Consider the following 23358-nt stretch of genomic DNA (forward strand, 5'->3'; position numbering starts at 1 on the left):
GGAATCTAGTATTGATGCTGGATTCCCTGTCGGTTGCAGACTGAGGGGGACTTTTTCTCTTGGTTCAAATACGTTGCGTGAATTCAAATAGTAAGTGCAAGGCTTGGTGATGAGTAAGGCCATCACGCATTTCGACCGCCGCCACAAAAGCGACTTTATTTTCAGAGCCACGCCCGCGCTTACCTCCGTTACGCTCGCCGCCCAGATAAGCGTCATCAATCCGAACGTCTCCACTCAAGGGGCGGCCTGACTCACGCTGGCGCATGGCCTCCATCAACTTATGTTTCAGCAACCATGCGGCTTTCCAAGTGATTCCAAGTTGTCGGCGTAGCGATAAAGCAGCGATATCGGTTTTCAATTGCGTCACCAGATAAACAGCCAGAAACCACTTGGTCAGGGGAAGTTGCGACTGGTGCATCATGGTTCCTGCCGTCAAACTGGCTTGATGCGAACAATGACAACAATCCCATATACGCGTTTTGCCGCGTATAAATGTGCTGGCATTTTGTCTATGACATTTTGGGCAGCGAAACCCTTGTGGCCAGCGCGCTTTTTGCAATGCGTCTTCGCACTGCTGCTCTGAGCCGTACAACTGGATGAACTCAGGCAAAGACAGGCCTTTTTGCATCTGGATGCCATTAATGGGCATGATTCACCTCCGCAAAGTAGAACGTTCGTTCACTTTTACGCCGCGCGAATGGCTAAATCAAGGGTTCCTGAGCAAGAGACCATAATAAGGAAAAAGTAAGCCTGCGAGATGGAAAAGTACAGCGGCTTGAATAAATAAAATAACCACAGTCATAGCGTTTAAATTCGCCCCTTCCTAGCAGCCTGTCGGACTTAGCATCAGTCAGCTGCAAAATCACCTGATCGGCCTATACTTCACCAGATTTTTGACCAATAACTCGTTATTGGCGCTGCAAATCCGGCAAAATATGATCTCGACCAAGCGATTTTTCGCTTCGACCGTCTAAGCCCGACAAGCTGCTAGGGTCTGTTAACGTTTCATTCTCGGCTGCGTTTGGCTGCAGTTTTGGGGCTGAACAAAGAGAAAATTGCGACATGGTACGAGTTCCATGAGCGATTTTTAACTTTCGTTCCGCCCCAAAAATGTAGGCAACCCGAAGGGCTGGGCCGGAAAATACTGCGCGTCTTGTGGCTTAGCACTGGGTACTGTGCTGGCAGTTGCAGTGGCAGTTGGTCAATTAGACAAGCTTAAGCAAGCACTCAGAGAAATTAGCGTTAATAGTAACTTAGTCCCCTTGCCAGCCTGCGTGTGCTCCCTACAATCAGATCTCTCCTCACTTCAGGCTGGCTCCATGCGCTACTTTATTCTTCCACTGCTGGCACTTAGCCCGCTGGCTCAAGCCCTTACCCTAGCCAGCAGCGACTGGACAATCGATATCGATCCAACCACGTTGGCAGCAACCGCAAAGCTGGCTGATGGCTCGCCGCTCACGCTTTCAATACCAAGCAAGGCCGTCAGCGTTACCGAGCTTAAGCAAACAGCAGCACAAGCCAGCTGGTTATGGGGCAATAGGGTAAAAGTAGAAACTCAGCTTAATGGCGCGGTGCTTTCCGTTAAATTTAGCCACACAGAAAGCGGCCAAATCAGTTGGCCTTTGATCCCTTCTGGGGCTAAAGGCTTGCTACTGCCTCTATTTGAAGGCAGTTATATTCCTACGCAAGATGCGGCTTGGCGCAAGGCATTAGGCCAAGAATACTCAGGAATCAACACCACAGAAGGCTTAAGCCTGCCGGTTTTAGGCTTGGATTACGGTCAGCATATCGTGTCTGTTTTATTTGCTAACCCATTTAATAATGAGCTGAGTTTTGCCCCCGATGCCAAAGGGATAGCCATCTCCGCTAAACATGAATTTAGTCGCTTAGATTTTCAGCGCCCATACGAAGTGCAAATTGCTTTAAATGGTAAAGACTGGTTATCTCCAGCCAAACGCTACCGTGCATGGGCCATAGCCAACGGTAAGTTTACTTCATTAAAAGAAAAACTAGCCGCAGCAAAAGAGGGTGAAAAGCTGCTTGGGGCCAGCCATGTTTATGTATGGGGCCAGCGTTTGCTGAGCACGGCAGATGTAACAGATTGGAATCAGCTCGCAAAAGCCATCATCGCTACAGATTTAAAACTAGACAGCACGGGCCACAAAGCGCTACTGGCTAAAGATTTAAAACAAAACCACTACGAGCAGGGAGTGCTGCTCAATAGCCTAGATGAAGCGCTTAAACAGCAAATCCCTGGCCACGATGCAGCGCAATTTAGTACGCGTAAAAGCTGGCTAAGCCAGCATCTAAGCAAGGCGCTGACCAATCCTAAGCAGTGGGGCGAAGGCGCTTCTACAAAAATGATCACAGCCTTAGAAAAAGCTGGGCTGCCCAAACTATGGATAGGCCTGCCCGATTGGGAAGCAGGCTACGCCAACCCAGAGGCGGTTGCAGCGGCGCGTCTGGCGGGCTATTTAGTTGGCCCTTATGATTCTTACGATACTGCCCTGCCCGATGGCAATAACAACCCAAGCTGGCGCTCAGCCCAACTTGGCCAAGACGCGTTTTTACGCTGCGGCATTATGCTAAAAAACGGTAAGCGTAAAACGGGCTTTCAAGGCGAAGGCGTGTATGTAAATCAAGATTGCGTTCGCCCGCTACTAGAAAAACGTGTGCCAAAAATCCAAGCCGCCAGCCCTTATAACAGCTGGTTTTTAGACGTAGCCGCCACCGGCATGATTTTTGACGACTACGACCCAGCCAAGCCCACTTCAGAAGCACAAGACGCCAAAAACCGTGAAGACGGTATGGCATGGATAGCAAAAAAGCTGGGCATCATCGTGGGCTCTGAAGACGGCCACGCCGTTGCCAATAGCCAAGTGGCTTTTGCCCACGGTACACAAACACGCGGCTTTGGCTGGACCGATGCCGATATGCGTAAAAACACGGCTTCACCTTATTACCTAGGCCGCTGGTGGCCCAGCCAACAACCGGAGTATTTCTTTAAAACAGTCTCTATTAAGCCAGAATACCAATCACTATTTTTTGACCCAGCTAAACGCGTGCCCTTATTCCAAGCCGCGTTTCACGACAGCGTGATTACCACTCATCATTGGACGCTCGACAGCTTAAAGTTCAAACAAAGCCGTGCCAGTACCGAGTTAATGCAGCAGCTTTACAATGTGCCGCCACTGCTTAATCTAAGCTTGGAAACCAACGCCAAACGCCTACCCTATCTCAAACAGCTAGACGCCTTCTTCCGCCCAATGCATCAGCGGCTGGCCTATCAGGCCATGACCGGCTTTAGCTGGAAAAACAGCGCTGGCAGCGTGCAAGAAACGATATTTAGCGACGGCACCCGCCTGATTGCTAACTTTGGCAGTGACATATTTAAAGAAGGCGAGCACACCATTGCCGCACTAAGCGTGCTGGCAATCATGCCCGATGGCAAAACGCTGGTTTTTCAATCACCTAAGTGGCCATAAGCTTTATAAACCAACATCCGCGAAGCACGCTTAAGACGGATTACGGCATTTATTTTCTATAAAGATATATTGGCGTAATCCGTCCCTAATTTGGCCAATCCGCCCATTAGCAAGGCAAGCATGCAGGTTTAATCTCTCACTCATCCCAACGCACTACAGAGAGATAAACCATGCCAAATACAGCGCTGATCGTGATCGACGTGCAACAATCCTTCCTGCAACGCCCATTCTGGGTAGAAGACGATGTACCAGAGTTTCAGCAAAACATCAGCCAACTGATCGAAGCCTGCGTGGCAAAAAATGTCCCTATCGTGCGTATTTTTCATGTTGCAGGAGGCCCGTTTGCCCTTGAATCGGGCTTGGTTACCCCACTAGACTGGCTGCCACCGCAGCACGATGTGGTATTTCATAAGCATGTACACAACGCCTTTAGCGATACTGGCTTAGATTACTGGCTGCGTAAACGTAAGATCACTAAGCTGCTCATTACTGGCATCCGCACCGAGCAATGCTGCGAAACCACCGCCAGAGTAGGCAGTGATATAGGTTATGAAGTCGATTTTATCTCAGACGCAACGCTCACCTTTGCCATGAGCCACCCGCAAACCGGCCGTACCCTCAGCGCCGCAGAGATCAAAGAAAGAACCGAAGTGGTACTGGCTGGGCGCTTTGCCAATATTGTCAGTAGCAAAGCTTGCATCAATTCACTATAAGCAGGGCATGGGCAGGGTCAAACACCCTGCCCGCTAAAACTAAGTGGGTATAAGCCCTGCTGCTACCATCAATTTATGCCTTTCTGTAGCTTATACAGAGAGCAGTTACCTTATAAGCTGAGCGTCTGTCCATTAGGAATCACCATGAAACTGCTGGATAATCCCAACCATAGCCTAGAGAAAATTGCCGAATTAGCGGGGTTTAATTCAATCAGAGATTTTCGCCGCGTATGGGCGAAGTTTGAAACGAGTTTACCAAGACAAACAAATAGCTACGCTGCGTTTCATCGGGCATCTTCGGTAGATATTTGATGTCGACGTGCAGATAGCCCGGATCATCGCTTTTGAAGGTCTTGCTGGGTTTAACCTCAAACTCATCCACCGGCCTCAGCTCTTTGAGTTGGTTCACGCCATAACGCGAAAAACATGAACACAAGCCAGCGCGGGACGCCGCAGGATTGATGAATTCTTTAGTCATCACCAGCATGTCATCCACGGGCAGCAACAGCAATCGACGCAGCTAGACCACAATAACTTCCTACGCAGGTGCCAGCGTGGTGTAAAGCGTATGCGGGCAATGCGATCGATTTGTGTATCGGTACGTGATTTCCATTTACGCACGGTAGTCTTGGTAAGGTTGTACTGTTTGGCTAGCGCGTCGACAGAAAATGATGATGCTTGGATTTCAGCCCGTACTCGGGGAGTGGTGCATGTTGTCTGGGGGGCCGTTGGTTAATCAGATCATGCATGATGTCCCTCGCCATGAACAAGGGCCAACTACGCATGGGGGTATGATTACCCGAGACCCGACATTTCACGCAAAGTAGTAGAGCGTATTCTACTCACTAGCAGCCTGTCGGACTTAGACGGTCGAAGCGAAAAATCGCATGGTCGAGACTAGATTTTGCCGGATTTGCAGCGCCAATAACGAGTTATTGGTCAAAAATCTGGTGAAATATAGGCCGATCAGGTGATTTTGCAGCTGACTGATGCTAAGTCCGACAGGCTGCTAGCTAAATCACTCTGGGTGCTAAGAGAATCTCTCCCGCACCCAGCTCAATTCTAGTTTTTAGCAAAATCAAAAAAAAGATAGCCCTAAATAAATCACCCCGCGATTAAAAAATCTCACACGTTCCCCATAGGCAGCGGATATCCCTTTAGTTAAGGGCTTTCAAAGCCAGCCATTTGCGATACACCAAGAGTGCGACCTGAGCATCGTCAGCGGCATATTTCATTTGCCGCTCATTTAAGGGTGAGGCCGCCCAGTTGGAAGTACTCACTTTTTTGGATTTTTGTAAGCGCATGCCAAAAAATTGGGCCACCGCTGTTTTTGCCCCCAAATCCCCTGCGCCTTTTTCACGCATGGCTCTGGATAAATCTAAAACATGATTTGGCATAATCCCTAGCTTGGCGTGTAAGCGTTTATGGTCATCACTTAAGCCAAATCCTACTTTTAAAATCTGCGGGGACTCCAACAAGGCCTTTACTACCGTCGTAGTTTGGCCGGCATGCAAAATGGGGAATAAAAATACCTCGGTATCGCTTGCTAACTGAATAAGGTGGGGGCCGTTGGATTGTTGGCCTTTAAAAAACACAGGCTTGGATTCGGTATCAAAGCCCAGTACATCGGCGTTTTTTAATGTACCCCAAGCCTGCTCTGCTTCTTGCAAGGATTGCACCAGATGCACATGGCTAAGCAAAATACCGGGATAGGGCGGGAGGATAATGTCTGGGTTCATGGGCAGTTAGCTAAAAGCTGAAAATTTGTGAAAAACAAAGAGACTTTCTAATCGAGTAGATCAAAAGAAAAAACCAGATAGCTCCCAACTATAACTGAATGCCAACAAATTAAGCATGCTGTAAATCAGCATCCCTTCAAAACAAATCATCATTTTAAAAAATAATAGCCTTTTTAAAGATAACTCTTTCAACACAATGGCACATTTACCAGCTACAAACAATAAAACTGACTACTCATGTAACAAAGGAGAAAATATGTTTGATATTGTGATTATTGGCGGTGGTGCTGCAGGCTTGGGCGTGGCGCAAGCTATTAATAAACGGCAGAAAGGGTTAAAAATTGCGATTGTGGAGCCGACCACACAACATTTTTATCAACCCGCTTGGACACTCGTGGGTGCTGGGGAGTTCGATATTAAGCAAAGCGTTAAGCCCATGAGTCAGGTCATGCCACGCTTTGTAGAGTGGATTCAATCAGCGGCAAAGATATTTCACCCAGATAAAAATAGCATCACGTTAGAGAATAATAATATATTGCAATACCGCGCTTTAATTGTATGCCCAGGCTTATTCTTAAATTGGTCTGCGATTGAAGGATTAGAAGAAACACTGGGGAAAAATGGAGTCACTTCCAATTATCGCAGTGATTTATCTTCTTATACATGGCAATTAGTAAAAAAATTAGAAAGTGGCGTGGCTTTATTTACCCAACCAGCCATGCCAATTAAATGTGCTGGCGCACCACAAAAAGCCGTTTATTTATCTTGTTCACACTGGGAAAAACATAAAATACTCAACAATATTGAGGTGCAGTTTCATAATGCAGGTGCAACGTTATTTGGAGTAGCTTATTTTATTCCCATCCTTAATAAATATATGGATCGCTACCGTGTTAATTTAAATTTTTCTAGCACGTTAACAAAAGTAGATGGCGCAAAAAAAGTAGCTACTTTTGCCCATACTCATGCCGATGGCAGTATTGTATCTACCGAAGTAGCATTCGATATGCTGCATGTTGTGCCACCACAATGCGCCCACCCTTTTATTGCTAATAGCCCGCTGGCCAATGCAGCAGGCTGGGTAGAGATAGACCCTCAGTCCTTGCAGCATATACGCTATGCAAATATTTTTTCATTAGGCGATGCCGCATCCAGCCCCAATGCCAAAACAGCTGCAGCCATTCGTAAACAAGCACCAGTTGTTGCCATTAATATCATCAGTTATTTATCTGGGTTAAGCAGTAAAGCTATTTATAATGGCTATGGCGGCTGCCCACTTACGGTAGAAAATGGCAAAATTGTATTAGCTGAGTTTGCCTATAATGGCGTACTTGATCCTACATTTAAATTTCTGGCTCCACATATCCCGAGAAGATTTAATTGGTTTATCAAACGCCATCTATTAGCCATTGTGTATTGGCATGGACTATTACGAGGCAGAGAATGGCTAGTTAAAACAAAAGTAGAATAATAAATGATTAAACTCGGCGAAAGCATTTAACGTCATCTGCTTGCTGCCTAACTCTCAAGTCCCTTTGCAGCGGGTGCCAATAAGTGGCTACCCGTAAAATGGATAGCCAACCATCATCGCCGCATGATCAGTTGGCCCTCTGTATAAATTTGATCGTGTTACTCACACCAAGCACGCTAAACTAGCAGCTGCCTCTTCACCCCTGCCTGAAAGACGATATGAAATCTGATTTAGACTTACTTAGCCTTGATAAGCAATTGTGCTTTTCTTTGTACTCTGCCTCGCTGGCGATGACCAAAGCTTACAAGCCGCTACTAGAAAAAATAGGCCTCACGTATCCGCAGTATCTGGTGATGCTGGTACTGTGGCAGCACGACGATGTATTAGTTAAAGACATCGGTAAAGCGCTTTTTCTAGATTCAGGCACTTTAACGCCGCTGCTTAAACGTATGGAAAGCGCCGCTTTACTGACTCGCCAGCGCGATAAAGCAGACGAGCGCCAGGTGCGTATCACCCTCACCCCTCATGGTAAAGCGCTTAAAGAAGCGGCTCAAACGATTCCTGGGCAGCTTTTATGCGCCAGCGGGCAAAGCACTGAAACGCTAGTGCAGCTATGCGGCCAACTGACCCAAATCCGTGATGGCCTAAACACACTGCGCTAAAAAGTGTGTTTCTGCTGACTATATCCGCCATCTAGTCCCCACCTATTCCCTTTTACAGGGGTTTTTTACACAATTAAGTTGTGCACAATTTAATTGTGTAATATAGTTAACTCATCGACCTGACAGGGCCGCTACTTTTATATAAAAACCAAGGAGCATCCGATGCAAATTCTTTACACAGCCAATGCAACAGCAACTGGCGGCCGTGATGGCCGCGCCACTTCTGATGATGAAAAATTGAATGTGCAGTTAAGCACGCCCAAAGAGCTAGGCGGCGTAGGTGGCGAAGGGACAAATCCTGAGCAAATGTTTGCAGCAGGTTATTCAGCCTGCTTTATCGGCGCAATGAAATTTGTAGCTGCAGCAGAAAAAATCACGCTGCCAGCAATCACTTCAGTCAATGGCTTAGTAGGAATCGGCCCAAATGGCAAAGGTGGTTTTGGCTTACAAGTGACGCTGAATGTATCCATTCCAGGTATGGATCGCAGCGCAGCCGAAGCACTTGTGCATAAAGCGCACGAAGTTTGCCCTTACTCCAACGCCACTCGCCGCAATATTGAAGTCACGCTGGCTGTTCTATAAAAAAATCAGAACATCTGCCCATTGGGTTTATCTTTATCTAGAAATAAAGTCGTACTCATGACACGACTTTATTTTATTAAAATAATTAAAACCTGATCAGCAAACAAATTAATTTATTGATTAATCAAGATAAAGCAATCACAATTTTTCTGTTATCGATAAATTAAAAAATATCATGTATGCCATGTTATGGCATAGCCTTAAATAAACAATATAATTTATTTTTCAGGAAACAAAACGATGATAAAAAAAACCTTAGCCATTTGCTTATTATCTATCAGCACAATATCACTTCCAACTTATGCAGAAGGCCTTAGAAACAATATGGTGCAAACTCAAACAGAAAATAGAGCTGCACTTAATGAAGCCCTGGAAGCAAGCCGTCAGTGGATTGCAGCCTTCAACAAGGGAGATGCTATTCAATGCGCAGAGACTTATATGGAAGAGGCTGTAATGGAAGCAGAACCATTCGGCGTATACAAGGGACGTCCCGCTATCCAGGCATTTTGGTCCGATTTAATTCAAAAAGGGGCCAACAATCTGCAATATGAAGCAATTAAAGCAGAGCAAGTTGATGAGAAAACGGTTTTAATCTCTGCCAAATGGTCAATGAATATTGGCGGCGGCGATATTTATGAAGAAAAATGGGTTAAAAAAAATGGTCGATGGATGCTTGCATTTGATCATTTTGCTGTACTCAAACAAAATACCAAGTAATTGATAGTAAACAAAATGGAAAACGGCAGATTCACTGCCGTTTTCCATTTTTCATCTAAAATAACAACGCCCCTCTTTTTAGTAAAAAAGAACTTCATTATTTATCCCGCTCATTTTTTCTACGCGTACCAAAGCAATCATATTTTTCATTACGCAAAAAATATAAGCAGAGCCTGCCAGTATTTGATTAGCGGCCGTTAACCCAGTGCAACCCGAAAATACATGGCACTCAAAACCACATTCCACTATTGAGGCGACATGCTGTAAACACCCAAAGATCAATCACTATTTGCCCCAGATCAAGCAAATGGCGCTGCTTTTTTGCCAAATCCGCTACAAGCAAAGAATCCCCCTCTCCTCCTTCTGCCCTCTCTCTGCTAAAATCCGCCATTAAACTTTGGCTTTAACAGGACATTCGAGCATGGCAGGTCACTCAAAGTGGGCAAATATTCAGCATCGTAAAGGTCGCCAGGACGCCAAACGCGGCCAGCTCTTTACTCGTCTGATTAAAGAAATTACCGTGGCAGCCAAAATGGGCGGCCCGGAAATTGAAACCAATCCGCGTTTACGTCTGGCCATTGATAAAGCCTACGACGCAAATATGCCTAAAGACAATGTACAACGCGCGGTTGAGCGTGGTTCGGGCAATTTGGAAGGTGTAGATTACGTTGAATGCCGTTACGAAGGCTACGGTATTGGCGGCGCAGCAGTCATGATTGATTGCCTAACCGATAACCGCGTTCGTACAGTGGCAGAAGTGCGTCATGCCTTTGCCAAGTGCGGCGGCAATATGGGTGCAGATGGCTGCGTATCGTTTCAGTTTAAACACTGCGGCACGCTGATCTTTGCCCCTGGTACACCGGAAGACGCCTTGATGGAAGTGGCTCTGGAAGCAGGAGCGGACGACATCATCACTAATGACGATGGCTCCATCGAAGTAATCACCCCGCCTTACGAATTTATCACCGTGAAAGACGCGCTAGAAAAAGCCGGCTTTAAGGCAGAAATGGGCGAAGTGACCATGAAACCACAGGCAGAAACCGAAATTCTGGGTGACGATGTGGCAAAAATGCAAAAACTTTTAGATATGTTAGAAAACCTCGATGACGCACAGGCGGTTTACACCACCGCAGTGATGGACGAAGAAGATTGATGATTGCTAAGGCCTAAAAAAATCGGTAACACCTATGCGGTGTTTACATGTTTTTCCATCCGCATATCAACAATGAAAGCCCGCTCTAATGCGGGCTTTTTCATTCATGCGCTATAAAGATCAGGAAACATTCTGACGAGCGCTTCATGCTGCAACGTTTCTCCTACCTTTCAATTCTTGTCTTACTCAGCAGTTTGCTGTTATTGGATTACGGCTGGCTGAATTTTACTGCGGTGATTGATGATCGTGGTGGCGACTGGGTGTTGGCAAAAACGGCCAGCCAGCGGGCCGCTGCACCCGATATTGTCATTATCGATATTGATCAGAAAAGCCTAGAAGTTATGAATGAAGTGGCGGGTAGCTGGCCTTGGCCACGGGCAATTCATGCCGAGCTACTCACCGCAATTGCCGCCCACCAACCTAAAGCCATCGTGTTTGATGTGCTGTTTAATGAAGCAGACAGCTTTCGTGCGGACAGCGATCAGCTCTTTAGAGACACGGTTACGCAGCAGCACAATATTTATCTACCCAGTACGCTTTTGGTGGATGGCATTGGCACTAAGTTGATCGATTTACCTGCTATTTATGGCTTACAAAAAACCAAACAAGCCAAGCTGGATGCCCGCGCCCCCCTGCTCTTGCCCTTAGTTTTACCACCTGAATCTTGGCGCGGCGGGCTAATTAATTTCAAAGAAGACCGCGACGGCATTGGCCGCCATTATTGGATGTATATCGAAACCGCAGGTTGGCGGATTCCATCCATGCCGCAGCGCCTAGCATCAGATTTAGCTTGGCCCAAGCCCAGTGGGGCCGATATCCGGCTAAATTGGTCAAAAATGCACCGGCATATCAGCTACAGCGATCTATATCTAGATTTCAACCGCGAAAAACCCCAGCGCCCCATTGATGAATTAAAAGACAAAATCATCATCATTGGCACAGCCGCTCCTGGCCTGCAAGATTTGCGCCCTACGCCTTTATCGGCCAATTTTCCTGGGGTAGAAATCCTTGCCACCGCGATTGATAATCTGCGTAACGGCGACTGGCTAAAAACGCCGGATCGAGGCAAATTTGCCCCGCTAGGCTTATTCCTGATGGCCATGTTGTTTTTAGGCTTTCAGCACAAAGTAAATACCCTGTATTTGGGCGGCTATTTAACGCTTATTACGCTAGCGGGCTTAGCCCTATTTTGGTTTGGGCTAAGCCGAAACCAATATTGGTCTATCGCCGCAGCCACCACATGGGCTTGGATTTATTACTGGCTAGCGGCGCTATTTGCTTATCTGGCTGAAAAAGCCCAGCGCGAGCAAGCCATCAGCCTCTTTGGGCGATTTTTAGACCAACGCGTGGTGAAGCAATTGGTTTCACAAGGCGAAATTAATACCAGCCAGCAGGCAGAATCGCGCCAACTCACCATTTTATTCTCTGATATTCGCGGCTTTACCACGCTATCTGAAACCCGCAGCCCTGAATACATTGTCAGCTTGCTCAACCGCTATTTCTCGCAGCAAGTCGAGATTATATTTCGCCACGGCGGCACCTTAGATAAGTTTATCGGTGATGCCATTATGGCGTTTTGGGGCGCGCCCATGAATGATAGCGAGCACGCCAAACACGCCGTTGCCGCCGCCATTGAAATGTCGGCTGCACTGGTCAAATTTAAAACCGAGCTAACCGATTTAGGCGCTGACTTTGATATCGGCATTGGCCTGCACACCGGCCCCGCCGTGGTCGGCTTTATTGGCTCGGATGCGCGCTTGGATTACACGATTATTGGTGACTCAGTCAACCTCGCGTCACGAATCGAAGGCCTGACTAAGGGCATCTCCCGCGTCTTGGTATCTGACGCCACGAGGCTGGCCTGCAATGAACATTTTCAATTTGTACCGCACGGCAGCTTTCATGTGAAAGGCCGCGAGCAAGAAGTCGAGCTGTTTGAACCCCGTTTAAATTCGTAAGGAAAACATCATGAAAAAACGACTATGGCTGCTACTTGCCCTAAGCAGCGGCGCTTGGGCTGAGCCCGCCAGCGTGATTCGCGATTCTGATTTACGCGACAAGCCTTTTCTGGACGCAACGGTGATTGGCCAGCTTAAAAAAGACAATGTGGTGGATATCCAAATGCGCCAAGGCGCATGGATGCAGGTCAAGAGCGATAGCAAACTCGTCGGCTGGATTAAATTGCTCAATGTTAGAACAGGCAAAGCAGGCGAGAGTAGCACCAGCTTAGCCTCATTAAACCCATTTAAAACGGGCTCTTCTGGCAGCACCGTCACCACCGGCGTAAAAGGGCTATCCGCCGAGCAGCTGCAAAATGCCCAGCCCAATCCTGAAGAACTTAGCAAGCTAAAAAACTACACGGCAAGTGACTCAGATGCGCAAAAAAGCGCCGCTAAAGAAAAGCTGATCGCACAAGAAGTGGCGTATATCGCCATGGAAAAAGCCTCTAGCAGCGATGACAGCAACACAAAAAACAGGAGAAACTAATCATGCGTATCCGTCTAATGATGTTGGCCTGCTTATTCCCTGCTGCAGCCTTTGCCTTTGATTTTGGCAAACTGGATATCAGTAATTTAATCGACGGGGTAAAAAACACCGCCGACGCCTTTCATAAAGCCACCCCTGCTGAAGAGCAAGAAATTGGCTCTTCAGCCGCTTCGCTCTTACTCGGTGCAGCCCCACTCGTTGCCTCGCCAGCCTTGCAACAATATGTAAACCAAGTTGGCATGTGGATAGTTAAGCAATCAGAGCAGCCCACAATGATGTTCCACTTTGGCGTAATAGATAGCCCAAACATCAACGCTTTTACCACACCCGGCGGCTATATCCTGCTGACCAAAGGCCTGTTTGATACCTTTCGCAATGAAGCAGAACTAGCAGGCGTATTAGCCCACGAAATCACCCACACACTGAAACGCCATCACATGCAGGCGATTGAATCTGGCAAATGGCAAAAAGTAGGCGGAAATGTTGCCAAAGCGGGTGCTGATAACGTTAAAAACAGTGCCGCTTCTCAGCTGGTATCGCTCAGTAGCCGAGGCGCTTTAGAGCTATTCGTTCGCGGCTTAGACAAAGGTGATGAATTTGAAGCCGACATCGGCGGCATGGTTTTAGCTGCCAGAGCAGGCTACAACCCCTACGGCTTAGTCTCGGTATTGCAAACACTAGGCAGCATCAACCCTGCGGAGGGCACAGTGGCGCTGATGTTCAGCACCCATCCCAGCCCAAGCGACAGGCTCAACACCATTGAAAACGTCATTGGCGACAAATTAGAAAATTACGCCGGCGGAGCAGAAAGCACCAAACGCTTTCAAACCATTAAAGCATCGTTAGGTACGGCAAAAAAATAGGCCCCACCATGTAGGTCGGGTGAAACCCCATACGCGCTAAGCACATAGCTTTTTGTATTAGCAAACAGCGAAAAAGCATAATAGCCACGCTATTTGCATAGGGCCTTTTAAAGTCCCCTTGAAACACGCCGGAGCGAGGAACAAGCGGGGCGGGGGATCGCTTGGGAGCGAGGAACGAGCCAATCCCGCCCGCCGCCGCCTCGATTGTCCACAGCGCAGGAGCCTTCGTGTTTTTGAAGTTGTGGCTTGGCTTCGTTTCTTGGCCACACAAGAAAGGAAGGTCCAGCGGGACGCCCGCACCTAAATCAACGTGCCGAAGGCACTAATAAAAAGTCTTTTGACTTTAGTTAGCGCACATGCGGACTTCTCCGATCCCAACACAATAAGTAAAATCCACAAGTAAGTAAAAACACGTGCTGCACTACGCCTCGCCGTATAATCTGCCTACCATTCTTTGGGAAAGACACCATGCAGCCTTACGTAACCCGCCGTGCAACCTTGTCCACACGCTTACCTGCTGGTGTGGTTATTGTGCCGAATACGACAGAAATCATTCGCAATGCCGATACAACTTATCCATTTCGCTATGATTCGAGCTTTTACTACCTCACGGGTTTTAACGAGCCCGATGCTATTTTTGTGCAAATAAATCAAGCAGGCAGCATGCAAAATATTCTGTTCTGCCGCCCTAAAGATTTAGAACGCGAGATCTGGGATGGCCATCGTCATGGGCCAGAAGAGGCCAGCAAGCTGTTTGGCTTTGATGCCGCTTATTCAATTGAAGAGCTCGATAATAAAATGATCGAGCTTTTACAAAATCAGCCCCGCATTCACACCCCTTTTGGCCACAATGCCGCCTGGGATAGCCGAGTCAGCAGCTGGGTAAACGGAGTGCGTGCCAAGGTGCGTAGTGGCGTTACCGCCCCCAATGAAATCCATGATGTGCGCGGCACGATTGCCGAAATGCGCTTATTTAAAGATGAATTTGAACTAGTGCATCTGCGTAAAGCGGGGCTGATTAACTCGGTAGCTCACACCCGCGCCATGCGCTTTGCCCGCCCTGGCCAAATGGAATACGAAGTAGAAGCCGAAATTCTGCACGATTATTATCGTCAAGGTAGCCGCTTCCCTGCTTACTCCAGCATTGTGGCCGCAGGCGCAAATGCCACCTGCCTGCATTACGGCGAAAACAACAAACGACTTCAGGATGGCGATTTAATCTTGATTGATGCCGGTTGCGAGATCGAAGGATACGCATCTGATATCACCCGTACTTTTCCGGTGAATGGCAAATATAGCGGCCCGCAAAAAGACGTTTACGAAATCACCCTAGCCGCACAATACGCCGCGCTAGACGCTTGCCGCGTTGGCCAAAGCTGGAACGCCCCACACGAAGCAGCAGTTCGGGTGCTCACGCAGGGTATGCTCGATTTGGGCCTGCTCCAAGGTTCTTTGGATGAAGCCATTGAATCGCTCAGCTATAAGCAGTTTTATATGCACAACACAGGTCATTGGATGGGGCTAGATGTGCACGACGCAGGCGCTTACAAAATCCAAGGTGAATGGCGCAAGCTAGAAGCGGGCATGGTTATGACGGTAGAGCCAGGCTTTTATATCCGCCCAGCCCCCAATGTACCCAAGCACTTTGAAAACATCGGAGTGCGTATCGAAGATGATGTACTCATTACCCCAAATGGCATGGAAAACCTCACCGCCTCTTGCCCTAAAACCGTAGCAGAAATTGAAGCGGTAATGGCGAGGTAGTTAGCTGATTTATAAAGTGGGTGTACCCACACATTGCAGCTATGCATTCGCGTGGGCAAAAAAACGTTTTGCCCATGCTAAATCCACGCACTTTATTAAAGCCACAGAATATTCCCACCCTTATTCATGGGCAAAAAGCTTACATCGCCCTACAATAGCCACCGTGATTCAAGCTTTAGGTTTTAACCATGCTTTTAGAAAAACTTCCCCTTCATGTAGACGTGCTGATTGTTGGTGGCGGCCCTGTGGGCACGCTGGTCTTGCAAAGGCTGGCGCAAGCGGGCATTGATGCCTTGCTCGTTGATGCAAAACCTAAAATCGACGCTGATCCACGCGCCCTAGCACTCTCTTGGGCCAGCTTTGAGGCGCTTAATCGGGTGGATTTATGGGGGGAAGATTTAAACGCTACGGCCATTAAACACGTACATATTTCGCAACAAGGCAGCATAGGCCGCACCGAGCTAAAGGCCGAAGAGCTGGGCCTGCCTGCACTAGGCTTTGTAGTGGCTTACGATAAACTCGCCAGCCACGCTTTTAATACGCTCAGCAAAAGCCCAGCTAAGGCCGCATTAGGCTTTCGTGTAAACAGTATCAAACGCCTTGCCCGCTTCGCCCAAATCAACGTAAGTGGCCCTCATGGCGAAGAACAGCTCAGCGCTCGTTTAGTGATTCTTGCCGATGGAGGCCAGCTGATTAGCCAGCTTGATGACATCAAGCAAACGATTAAGTCTTATCAACAGCACGCTATTCTGGCGAGATTAACCCCGCTAGAACCGCATTGCGGCATGGCTTATGAGCGCTTTGCGGACGATGCCACGCTGGCGCTACTACCCAATGGACCAGACTTTATGTTGGTTTGGCCGCAATCGCCAGAGCTTGCAGCCGAGCGCCTAGCCATGAGTGAGAGTGATTTTATCACCGCCGTCATGCAGCGTTTTTCTGGGCGTCTAGCAGGGTTTTCTAGCGTAGGCTCAAGAGCCAGCTGGCCTCTAGCGCTTAAAACCTTAGATTCTGTAGTTGGGCAAAGAGTAGTGCTAATCGGCAATGCAGCGCAAACGCTACATCCTGTAGCTGGCCAAGGGCTAAATCTGGGGCTGCGCGACGCCAGCACTTTGGCCGAACTATTAATCTGCTCCCGCCAAGATGAATTAGGCGAGCCCAAACAACTGGCCCGCTATGCACGTTTACGCAAAAAAGATGCCAGTTTAGTCACCCACTTTACCGATGGCTTAATCACCATTTTTGACCAGCCAGGGCCACTACTTAAACATGGCCGAAGCTTAGGGCTGATTGCGATGGATCAGATGGATAGCCTGCGTAAAGGCTTTACCAAGCGGATGGTGTTTGGTGCCAGATAAAAATCCTGCATAAACTCTAAAACCAGCAGCGTGCCAGATTAAGAGCTGACATGCTGCAACTACCCGAGAAAAAACTGTGGCTTTTCGCTTTTAGAGCCCATCCTTGTTGCAAGCATGCTAAAAAAGCATGGCAGATCATAAATCTTCATACATAATTCAATGTACGTATTAATTTATGCAAAAAAATACTATAATTATCTATGGGTAAATATTGTATAATTTGCAATAATGATTCAGTTACCCCTGTGCTTTATTTTCATAAACAAACAACATAAATTTAATATTCGTTGTTAAAAAACAGAAAGATCAACAACAATTTAAAAATAAAAAAATTAGAATAAAGTGCAATTATTAATTAATAAACTACTTGCAAATAAGACTATCACCATACAAAATAAGATATAATTTATAATTAGCATATTTAAAAATTAGCTATTTTAATGGAATCTAAAAGTGGCTTTTTCATTTATCCGCAAAATCATTGCGCCAAATACCTCAAGCAATACCACTTTAGAAAACGAGAGTGATACCCCACCCATCGTTGCAGAGGAGTCTAGTTTTGACTTAAACCAGCTCAGTATTGAAGTGATTGATAACGATTCACTCCTTACCCCCATCCAAGAAGAAGTGGCCATGCTGCACGCCAGCGGCCAAAGCGTAGCTGCTGCAGAAATTCTGCACTCAGAACTAAAAAAAATAGCAGGATTACACCAAACTGAAGCATGGCTCATGCTTTTTGAGCTTTTACAGCAGAATAATGATAAACAACAGTTCGATAAAGTAGCCCTATTATTTGTTTTAGAGTTTGAAAAAACACCCCCAACTTGGCACCAACATTCAGCAAAAGCCAGTAGCGAAGCACAAAACTATTATCAGTTTCCTGCCATCCTCAACCATAATAATATCGATAAAGTACTCATCACATTCCACGCCGCCCTACAAACTTGTAGCAGCTTGCGTATTGATATGGCAAAAATCAAAGAAATAGACACTATTGCGGCGGCAGAACTATTAGCAGTTTGGCAGCGTAGCGTTAAAAAAGGTATACGCTTACAGCTATTAGGCAATCACGAAATAGAAACCCTGCTGCGCAGCCGAATTCAAACATCAAGAGCTATTCCTGCTGAAGCGCCACTTTGGTTGCTCTTGATTGAGTTACAGCAAATTCAAGGTTTACAGGATGAATTTGAAAATTTAGCCGTTGATTACGCGATCACTTTTGAAGTCTCGCCACCTTCTTGGATCGAGCCTAATAAGCATGCTGCGCCTATCTCAGCGGCCCCAATTGAGCCCGTCAAAAAGCAAGATCGTTTATATATTGAAAGCGATATTCTAAATACTAAGCCTGAACAGATTGCGGCCATTCGCGATTACATCCAGCAAAGCGAGTTCCCAGTGCTTGATTTTAGTAATGTACGCCGAGTAGATTTTGATTCCGCAGGGCAATTGCTGGGTCTTTGTATGGATAAGCCACAGCAAATCACCCTTTGCAATGCCAATGCCTTAGTCGTTGCCTTGTTTCGGATTATGGGCATTACTGAGCTCGTGACGCTATCTAGCTAATAAAGCCCCCCAAGCTCCCCCGTGAAAAGGTATTTCTTGGCTACAAGCGCAATCATGCTTGTATTTTGCAGCCCAAGCCGCCATCTGTTCTACATGCTTATTAAGGATGCTTAAGATGGAACAATTTGATGGCACCACGATTGTCTCTGTACGCCGTGGGGATTTAGTTGCAGTAGGCGGCGATGGTCAGGTCACTCTGGGGAATGTAGTTATCAAAGGCACAGCACGCAAAGTGCGTAAGCTTTACAACGATAAAGTGATCGTTGGCTTTGCAGGGGGCACGGCAGATGCTTTCACCTTGTTTGAGCGCTTTGAAACAAAACTAGAAAAGCACCAAGGCCACCTAACCCGCGCCGCCGTAGAGCTAGCCAAAGATTGGCGCACCGATCGCATGCTACGCCGTTTAGAAGCCATGCTGATCGTGGCCGATAAAACCGCCACGCTAATTATCACCGGCAATGGCGATGTGCTAGAGCCCGAGCACGGCATTGCGGCGATTGGCTCTGGCGGTGCATTTGCGCAATCTGCTGCCAGAGCGCTCCTAGAAAACACCGATTTAGCTCCCGATGTCATCGTTAAAAAAGCGCTAGAAATCACCGGCGATATTTGTATATATACCAATCAAAACCATACAATTGAAACAATGTAAGCTAAAGGTTCAATTGGCGTAGCTGGTACTCAGTGAAACGCAGCCCAACAATTCTATTCAGAATGTTGGGCTTCACATGCTCAGCACCAACCTACTTGTTACATCAGTATTAAATACACATCATGTATTAAGCATGCTCACTTTCATCTAGGGCCTGTTGACGTTTCATTCACGGCTGCGTTTGGCCCAGTTTTGGAGCTGAACCCAAAGGGCAGAGCCGGAAAATGGCCATTCGCTGCATTATGCTCCTCGACAATAACCCGTTATTGCCTTCGTCACACGCCTTGTGCTTGGCCGTTTTCCGGCTCAGCGCAATGGCGAATGAAACGTCAACAGAGCCTAGCAGCCTGTCGGGCTTAGACGGTCGAAGCGAAAAATCGCATGACCGAGACCAGATTTTGCCGGATTTGCAGCGCCAATAACGAGTTATTGGTCAAAAATCTGGTGAAATATAGGCCAATCAGGTGGTTTTGCAGCTGACTAATGCTAAGTCCGACAGGCTGCTAGCCAATTCTCCCCTTTAAAAAATCTAAGGGCAATCATTCCACCGTAAATCATGTTGTCCAACAAAATGCCCATAGCCAGCTATAAAGAGATGTAAATTTAGGCGGCGATCCATCATGGCAAAACACTTTTCTATTGGCGAACTACGCGTTATTTTGCTAGAGCCATCTCCAGCGCAAAATAAATTGATTACCTCTAAACTAAAACTACTTGGCATTGGCGATATCATTGCTTTTGGGGAGGGTTCGCAAGCCCTAGCCTCCTTAAAAGTGGATAGCAGCCCTAATCTGATCCTCAGTGCCATGTATTTAAAAGATATGACAGGGATCGAGCTACTTACCCAGCTGCGCAACAACCCCGATACGCAAGACATCGCTTTTATTTTAATTTCTAGCGAAACCCAACCCAAAGTATTAGAGCCGCTTCGGCAACTTGGCGCTTGCGCAATTATCCCTAAGCCATTTACCTCAGAAAACCTAGACCATGCACTTTGTGTATCGCTGGATTATTTATCCGAAGATTTAACGTTAGATCAAGACGATTTTGAGCTGGATAAGCTGCGCGTATTGTTAGTTGACGATTCTAAAGCCGCACGCAATTACATGCGCAAAGTATTGGAAAACCTAGGCGTGCGTAATATCAAAGAAGCTGGCAATGGTCATGAAGGAGTACAGCTTTTAGAAGAGAGCGTGTTTGATTTATTAATTACTGATTACAATATGCCCGAAATGGATGGGAAAGAATTAATTGAATTTGTACGCAAAAATAGCTGGCAAAGCAATATCCCTATCCTAATGGTTTCATCCGAAAGTGATGGTGGCCGGCTTGCCGCCGTTACTCAAGCAGGCGTATCAGGCATCTGCGATAAGCCTTTCGAACCCTCCGTAGTACGCGGTTTACTTGAGCGAATCTTACGAGAACAACAACCTTAGAGGCTGTTCACGCTTGCTTTACTTTAGGCAAAGCCAAAACACCGGCTTTAGTCCTCACAGCTTTAAGCTGTTATATAGATTCTTTAGCTCTACAGTTCATGATTTTGCTTTAAACCACGAGCAATCTATCGAACTGAGCATCAATCGGCTGAAAAACCACCTCAACAGCCCATATTTCATCATTTTTTTGACCAAAAACACGTTTAGCGGCTCAGCATGGCCTTCAAATCCGACAAAATCTAGCCTCGTTGATGAGATTTTTCGCTTTCGACCGCCTAAGTCCGCCAAGCTGCTAGAATGTCGCCATGTTACATACACTTACAATCATACGTCAGCTCAATGCTGATGAATTCACCTCTGGCGAAGTGATTGCCAAACAATTGGGCGTCTCACGCTCAGCGGTTTCAGCCGCGCTTAACCGCAGTGCCGAATTTGGTATTGAGCTAGAGCGGCGCCATGGCGTAGGTTACAAACTCACCCAACCCATTGAATGGCTAAATGCCGAAAGCATCAAACAAGCGCTCAACAGACATAGCCCATTTAGTCTGAATTTAATCGACGAAATTGAATCGACTAATCGCACTTTACGCCAAGAATGCGCCACTACTGGCTCAGTATTGGCTGCAGAATGGCAAACAGCGGGCCGTGGCCGCCTAGGCCGCCACTGGGTAGGAAGCTTAGGCGGTAGCTTATTATTTTCTGTGGTGTGGCGCTTTAATGGCGGAATCAGCCGTTTGGCTGGCTTAAGCCTTGCCGTGGGTATTGCACTGACCCGAGCATTAGAAAAACAAGGCTATCAAGATATAGGGTTGAAATGGCCCAATGATTTACACTGCGCCAAAGGCAAACTGGCGGGCATTTTGATCGAGCTATCTGGCGATACTTTAGGCCCCGTAGATGCGGTGATTGGAATTGGCCTTAACTTACGCCTATCCCAAAGCGAACGTCTAAACGCCAATCATGCCGCAGACTTAAGCGATTGCAGCGGCCCCAGCCCTGCACGTAATCTGCTTTTCGCCCGCATTTTAAATGAGCTAGCCGAGCTATTACCAAGCTTTGATCAAAGCGGCTTTGCCCCCTTACGCTCAGAATGGGAAGACCGACATATCTGGCAGGGCGAGCAAGCAAGATTAATATCACCAGACGGCCTAGAAAGCAGTGGCAAAATCATTGGCATTGCCGATGATGGCGCCTTGCGCATCGCTGGGGAAAATGGCTTGCAAGTGGTTTATGCTGGAGACATTAGCTTACGTAAGGTGACCGCAGCGTGAGCTTACTACTAATAGACCTTGGAAATAGCCGAATCAAATGGGCCTATGGTGATCACCCTTGGGCCTCTGTGGGCTATAGCTTTACCGCAGACGTAGCCCAATTGCTTCAGCAACTGCTCACCCTGCCCCGCCCCGATGCCATTCATGGCTGTACGGTTGGCCAACCCGCTGCTGCCCTTTTGCTTGAGCAATTTTGCCAGCAGCAATGGGGTCACAGCATTCAATGGCTAAAAGTAAGCCGCAATGCTTTGGGAATACACAATACCTATCGCCATTTAGAACAACAAGGCCCAGATCGTTGGGCGGCAGTGCTCGGCGCACGCAGCTTGTTTCCAGAGCGCGCTTTGGTGATTGCTAGCGCGGGCACCGCGCTTACTGTGGATGCACTCACCGAAGAGAACGAGTATCTAGGTGGCATGATTTTGCCCGGATTAAGACTGATGAAATCTGCTCTTGCCCAGCAAACAGCAAGGCTCACTTTAAGTGAAGGTGCTTTCCATGATTTTCCGCGTTGCACCACCGATGCCATCGAAACGGGCTGTATCAGCGCAATGGCGGGCAGCATTATTGCCATGCAAACGCGCTTAACCCGCCGAGGCGATACACCGCTTTGTATTATTTCTGGAGGCGATGCCGCCTTGATCGCGCCTCATTTACCTAATCAACCCATTATCGCCGAACAGCTCGTCCTACACGGGTTAGCTGCACTTGCTCAGGATATTTATCAATGAAATGGTTGTGCGCACTGCTCCTTGCTGCCAATTTTACCCTTTGGGGCTACAACTCATTGCAAACCACGCACATCAGTACTCGAACCAATGCGCAGATTAATGCCGATAAAGTAAAACTGATAGCTAGCCTGCCCATGATTGTGGTGAATCGCCCTAGCCCAACACCGGATACTGAAGCAGCACCACTCTCGGACCCCATACCTACTCCGAGCCCAGGCCCGACGCCAACACCACGCCCTACCCCACCACCAAAAATCACGGTATGCATGCGCTGGAGTGGCACAGGGCAAGAGCAAAGCGACACCATGCGCCAGCGCCTTAAATCGCTCGGCTTAACCAGCAGCGAAACCAATATCAGCGGTAAAGTTTGGGTCTATATTCCACCACAAACAGATTTTGAGCTGGCTAATCGTAAAGCCCAGCAGCTTAGCGGCCAGGGCGTGCAAGATTACTACGTGATTAATAATGGTGGTAGATGGCAAAACGCCATCTCACTCGGCGTATTCAGCAGCCGTGAAGGTGCTGAAAGACGTTTGAATGAATTAAAAAGCCAAGGGGTAAAATCGGCAGTAGTAAGAGAACGTGACGACAGCCCATCCCATACCGTATTTACGCTGCGTAAAATTACCCCAGAGCAGCAACAAAAACTAGAAAAGCTCAACAGTCAGCTTAAGGGTGCACAACTGCAGATCAGCAATTGTTCTTAATAAAATG

General features: G+C 47.4%; 23 protein-coding genes. 20 read left to right on the top strand and 3 right to left on the bottom strand.

The genetic code is table 11. The features are described 5' to 3' along the window. Positions 1-64: 64 nt before the first annotated feature. Positions 65-649 carry an IS1595 family transposase gene (locus C1H71_RS03865; protein WP_130105392.1) on the bottom strand — a complete coding sequence of 195 codons (585 nt, stop codon included), beginning with the start codon at positions 647-649 and terminating at the stop codon, positions 65-67. Between the two features lie 259 nt (positions 650-908). Further along, complete coding sequence (locus C1H71_RS20585) at positions 909-1064, bottom strand: hypothetical protein (RefSeq protein ID WP_188053573.1); 156 nt, start codon at positions 1062-1064, stop codon at positions 909-911. Positions 1065-1319: 255 nt separating this feature from the next. Between C1H71_RS20585 and C1H71_RS03870 the strand changes: the two genes are divergently transcribed. The 3 genes from C1H71_RS03870 (at position 1320) to C1H71_RS20590 (ending at position 4510) form a co-directional block, all read left to right on the top strand. Continuing rightward, entirely contained in the window at positions 1320-3485 is a 2166-nt protein-coding gene (locus C1H71_RS03870; protein WP_130105393.1) for a glycoside hydrolase, read from the top strand. A 170-nt stretch (positions 3486-3655) separates the two neighbouring features. After that, positions 3656-4198: a cysteine hydrolase family protein gene (locus tag C1H71_RS03875; protein ID WP_130105394.1), complete on the top strand. Its 543-nt coding sequence runs from the start codon at positions 3656-3658 to the stop codon at positions 4196-4198. 144 nt (positions 4199-4342) lie between these two features. Further along, positions 4343-4510 carry a hypothetical protein gene (locus tag C1H71_RS20590; RefSeq protein WP_188053575.1) on the top strand — a complete coding sequence of 56 codons (168 nt, stop codon included), beginning with the start codon at positions 4343-4345 and terminating at the stop codon, positions 4508-4510. A gap of 845 nt (positions 4511-5355) precedes the next feature. Here the strand turns inward: C1H71_RS20590 and C1H71_RS03880 are convergent. Further along, positions 5356-5937, bottom strand: coding sequence for a 3'-5' exonuclease (locus C1H71_RS03880; protein ID WP_130105395.1), 582 nt, complete (start codon positions 5935-5937; stop codon positions 5356-5358). Between the two features lie 256 nt (positions 5938-6193). On the opposite strand from C1H71_RS03880, the gene C1H71_RS03885 reads away from it, so the two are divergent. From C1H71_RS03885 to C1H71_RS03965, 17 genes are all read left to right on the top strand, one after another. Then, positions 6194-7408, top strand: a complete 1215-nt coding sequence (locus C1H71_RS03885; RefSeq protein ID WP_130105396.1) for an NAD(P)/FAD-dependent oxidoreductase — start codon at positions 6194-6196, stop codon at positions 7406-7408. A 218-nt stretch (positions 7409-7626) separates the two neighbouring features. Then, complete coding sequence (locus C1H71_RS03890) at positions 7627-8070, top strand: MarR family winged helix-turn-helix transcriptional regulator (RefSeq protein ID WP_130105397.1); 444 nt, start codon at positions 7627-7629, stop codon at positions 8068-8070. A gap of 162 nt (positions 8071-8232) precedes the next feature. Beyond that, the gene (locus C1H71_RS03895) at positions 8233-8652 is read left to right on the top strand and encodes an organic hydroperoxide resistance protein (RefSeq protein ID WP_130105398.1); all 420 of its coding nucleotides are present in this window, start codon (positions 8233-8235) and stop codon (positions 8650-8652) included. 240 nt (positions 8653-8892) lie between these two features. Further along, positions 8893-9369 carry a YybH family protein gene (locus C1H71_RS03900; protein ID WP_130105399.1) on the top strand — a complete coding sequence of 159 codons (477 nt, stop codon included), beginning with the start codon at positions 8893-8895 and terminating at the stop codon, positions 9367-9369. A gap of 421 nt (positions 9370-9790) precedes the next feature. Beyond that, positions 9791-10522: a YebC/PmpR family DNA-binding transcriptional regulator gene (locus C1H71_RS03905; protein ID WP_130105400.1), complete on the top strand. Its 732-nt coding sequence runs from the start codon at positions 9791-9793 to the stop codon at positions 10520-10522. A gap of 146 nt (positions 10523-10668) precedes the next feature. Then, positions 10669-12480 carry an adenylate/guanylate cyclase domain-containing protein gene (locus C1H71_RS03910; protein ID WP_130105401.1) on the top strand — a complete coding sequence of 604 codons (1812 nt, stop codon included), beginning with the start codon at positions 10669-10671 and terminating at the stop codon, positions 12478-12480. Between the two features lie 10 nt (positions 12481-12490). Next, positions 12491-13009: an SH3 domain-containing protein gene (locus tag C1H71_RS03915; protein WP_130105402.1), complete on the top strand. Its 519-nt coding sequence runs from the start codon at positions 12491-12493 to the stop codon at positions 13007-13009. A 2-nt stretch (positions 13010-13011) separates the two neighbouring features. Continuing rightward, positions 13012-13872, top strand: a complete 861-nt coding sequence (locus C1H71_RS03920) for a M48 family metalloprotease (RefSeq protein ID WP_130105403.1) — start codon at positions 13012-13014, stop codon at positions 13870-13872. A 468-nt stretch (positions 13873-14340) separates the two neighbouring features. Next, a complete protein-coding gene (locus C1H71_RS03925; RefSeq protein ID WP_130105404.1) occupies positions 14341-15636 on the top strand; it encodes an aminopeptidase P N-terminal domain-containing protein in 1296 nt (431 codons plus the stop codon). A 188-nt stretch (positions 15637-15824) separates the two neighbouring features. Continuing rightward, entirely contained in the window at positions 15825-16994 is a 1170-nt protein-coding gene (locus tag C1H71_RS03930; protein WP_130105405.1) for an FAD-dependent monooxygenase, read from the top strand. 453 nt (positions 16995-17447) lie between these two features. Further along, a complete protein-coding gene (locus tag C1H71_RS03935; RefSeq protein ID WP_130105406.1) occupies positions 17448-18557 on the top strand; it encodes an STAS domain-containing protein in 1110 nt (369 codons plus the stop codon). Between the two features lie 115 nt (positions 18558-18672). Beyond that, the gene (gene hslV, locus C1H71_RS03940; protein WP_130105407.1) at positions 18673-19206 is read left to right on the top strand and encodes an ATP-dependent protease subunit HslV; all 534 of its coding nucleotides are present in this window, start codon (positions 18673-18675) and stop codon (positions 19204-19206) included. A 224-nt stretch (positions 19207-19430) separates the two neighbouring features. After that, complete coding sequence (locus tag C1H71_RS03945) at positions 19431-19628, top strand: hypothetical protein (RefSeq protein ID WP_130105408.1); 198 nt, start codon at positions 19431-19433, stop codon at positions 19626-19628. A gap of 198 nt (positions 19629-19826) precedes the next feature. Next, positions 19827-20642 (top strand): response regulator, encoded by an 816-nt coding sequence (locus C1H71_RS03950; RefSeq protein ID WP_130105409.1) that lies wholly within the window; start codon positions 19827-19829, stop codon positions 20640-20642. A 305-nt stretch (positions 20643-20947) separates the two neighbouring features. Beyond that, positions 20948-21913 (top strand): biotin--[acetyl-CoA-carboxylase] ligase, encoded by a 966-nt coding sequence (locus C1H71_RS03955; RefSeq protein ID WP_130105410.1) that lies wholly within the window; start codon positions 20948-20950, stop codon positions 21911-21913. Continuing rightward, positions 21910-22644, top strand: coding sequence for a type III pantothenate kinase (locus C1H71_RS03960; protein ID WP_130105411.1), 735 nt, complete (start codon positions 21910-21912; stop codon positions 22642-22644). Before C1H71_RS03955 ends, C1H71_RS03960 begins: the two co-directional genes overlap by 4 nt. Further along, a complete protein-coding gene (locus tag C1H71_RS03965; RefSeq protein WP_130105412.1) occupies positions 22641-23351 on the top strand; it encodes an SPOR domain-containing protein in 711 nt (236 codons plus the stop codon). The genes C1H71_RS03960 and C1H71_RS03965 overlap by 4 nt, the downstream gene beginning before the upstream one ends. The last annotated feature ends 7 nt before the right edge of the window (positions 23352-23358 follow it).

This window comes from Iodobacter fluviatilis (assembly GCF_004194535.1).
Taxonomy (GTDB): Bacteria; Pseudomonadota; Gammaproteobacteria; order Burkholderiales; family Chitinibacteraceae; genus Iodobacter; species Iodobacter fluviatilis_A.

Excerpts from the sequence above, each read along its gene's own strand:
- hslV (WP_130105407.1), top strand. The coding sequence starts at position 18,673 with ATGGAACAATTTGATGGCACCACGATTGTCTCTGTACGCCGTGGGGAT.
- C1H71_RS03965 (WP_130105412.1), top strand. The coding sequence starts at position 22,641 with ATGAAATGGTTGTGCGCACTGCTCCTTGCTGCCAATTTTACCCTTTGG.
- C1H71_RS03925 (WP_130105404.1), top strand. The coding sequence starts at position 14,341 with ATGCAGCCTTACGTAACCCGCCGTGCAACCTTGTCCACACGCTTACCT.
- C1H71_RS20590 (WP_188053575.1), top strand. The coding sequence starts at position 4,343 with ATGAAACTGCTGGATAATCCCAACCATAGCCTAGAGAAAATTGCCGAA.
- C1H71_RS20585 (WP_188053573.1), bottom strand. The coding sequence starts at position 1,064 with ATGTCGCAATTTTCTCTTTGTTCAGCCCCAAAACTGCAGCCAAACGCA.
- C1H71_RS03920 (WP_130105403.1), top strand. The coding sequence starts at position 13,012 with ATGCGTATCCGTCTAATGATGTTGGCCTGCTTATTCCCTGCTGCAGCC.
- C1H71_RS03885 (WP_130105396.1), top strand. The coding sequence starts at position 6,194 with ATGTTTGATATTGTGATTATTGGCGGTGGTGCTGCAGGCTTGGGCGTG.
- C1H71_RS03910 (WP_130105401.1), top strand. The coding sequence starts at position 10,669 with ATGCTGCAACGTTTCTCCTACCTTTCAATTCTTGTCTTACTCAGCAGT.
- C1H71_RS03895 (WP_130105398.1), top strand. The coding sequence starts at position 8,233 with ATGCAAATTCTTTACACAGCCAATGCAACAGCAACTGGCGGCCGTGAT.
- C1H71_RS03950 (WP_130105409.1), top strand. The coding sequence starts at position 19,827 with ATGGCAAAACACTTTTCTATTGGCGAACTACGCGTTATTTTGCTAGAG.
- C1H71_RS03875 (WP_130105394.1), top strand. The coding sequence starts at position 3,656 with ATGCCAAATACAGCGCTGATCGTGATCGACGTGCAACAATCCTTCCTG.
- C1H71_RS03880 (WP_130105395.1), bottom strand. The coding sequence starts at position 5,937 with ATGAACCCAGACATTATCCTCCCGCCCTATCCCGGTATTTTGCTTAGC.
- C1H71_RS03930 (WP_130105405.1), top strand. The coding sequence starts at position 15,825 with ATGCTTTTAGAAAAACTTCCCCTTCATGTAGACGTGCTGATTGTTGGT.
- C1H71_RS03945 (WP_130105408.1), top strand. The coding sequence starts at position 19,431 with ATGGCCATTCGCTGCATTATGCTCCTCGACAATAACCCGTTATTGCCT.
- C1H71_RS03870 (WP_130105393.1), top strand. The coding sequence starts at position 1,320 with ATGCGCTACTTTATTCTTCCACTGCTGGCACTTAGCCCGCTGGCTCAA.
- C1H71_RS03890 (WP_130105397.1), top strand. The coding sequence starts at position 7,627 with ATGAAATCTGATTTAGACTTACTTAGCCTTGATAAGCAATTGTGCTTT.
- C1H71_RS03905 (WP_130105400.1), top strand. The coding sequence starts at position 9,791 with ATGGCAGGTCACTCAAAGTGGGCAAATATTCAGCATCGTAAAGGTCGC.
- C1H71_RS03900 (WP_130105399.1), top strand. The coding sequence starts at position 8,893 with ATGATAAAAAAAACCTTAGCCATTTGCTTATTATCTATCAGCACAATA.
- C1H71_RS03955 (WP_130105410.1), top strand. The coding sequence starts at position 20,948 with ATGTTACATACACTTACAATCATACGTCAGCTCAATGCTGATGAATTC.
- C1H71_RS03865 (WP_130105392.1), bottom strand. The coding sequence starts at position 649 with ATGCCCATTAATGGCATCCAGATGCAAAAAGGCCTGTCTTTGCCTGAG.
- C1H71_RS03915 (WP_130105402.1), top strand. The coding sequence starts at position 12,491 with ATGAAAAAACGACTATGGCTGCTACTTGCCCTAAGCAGCGGCGCTTGG.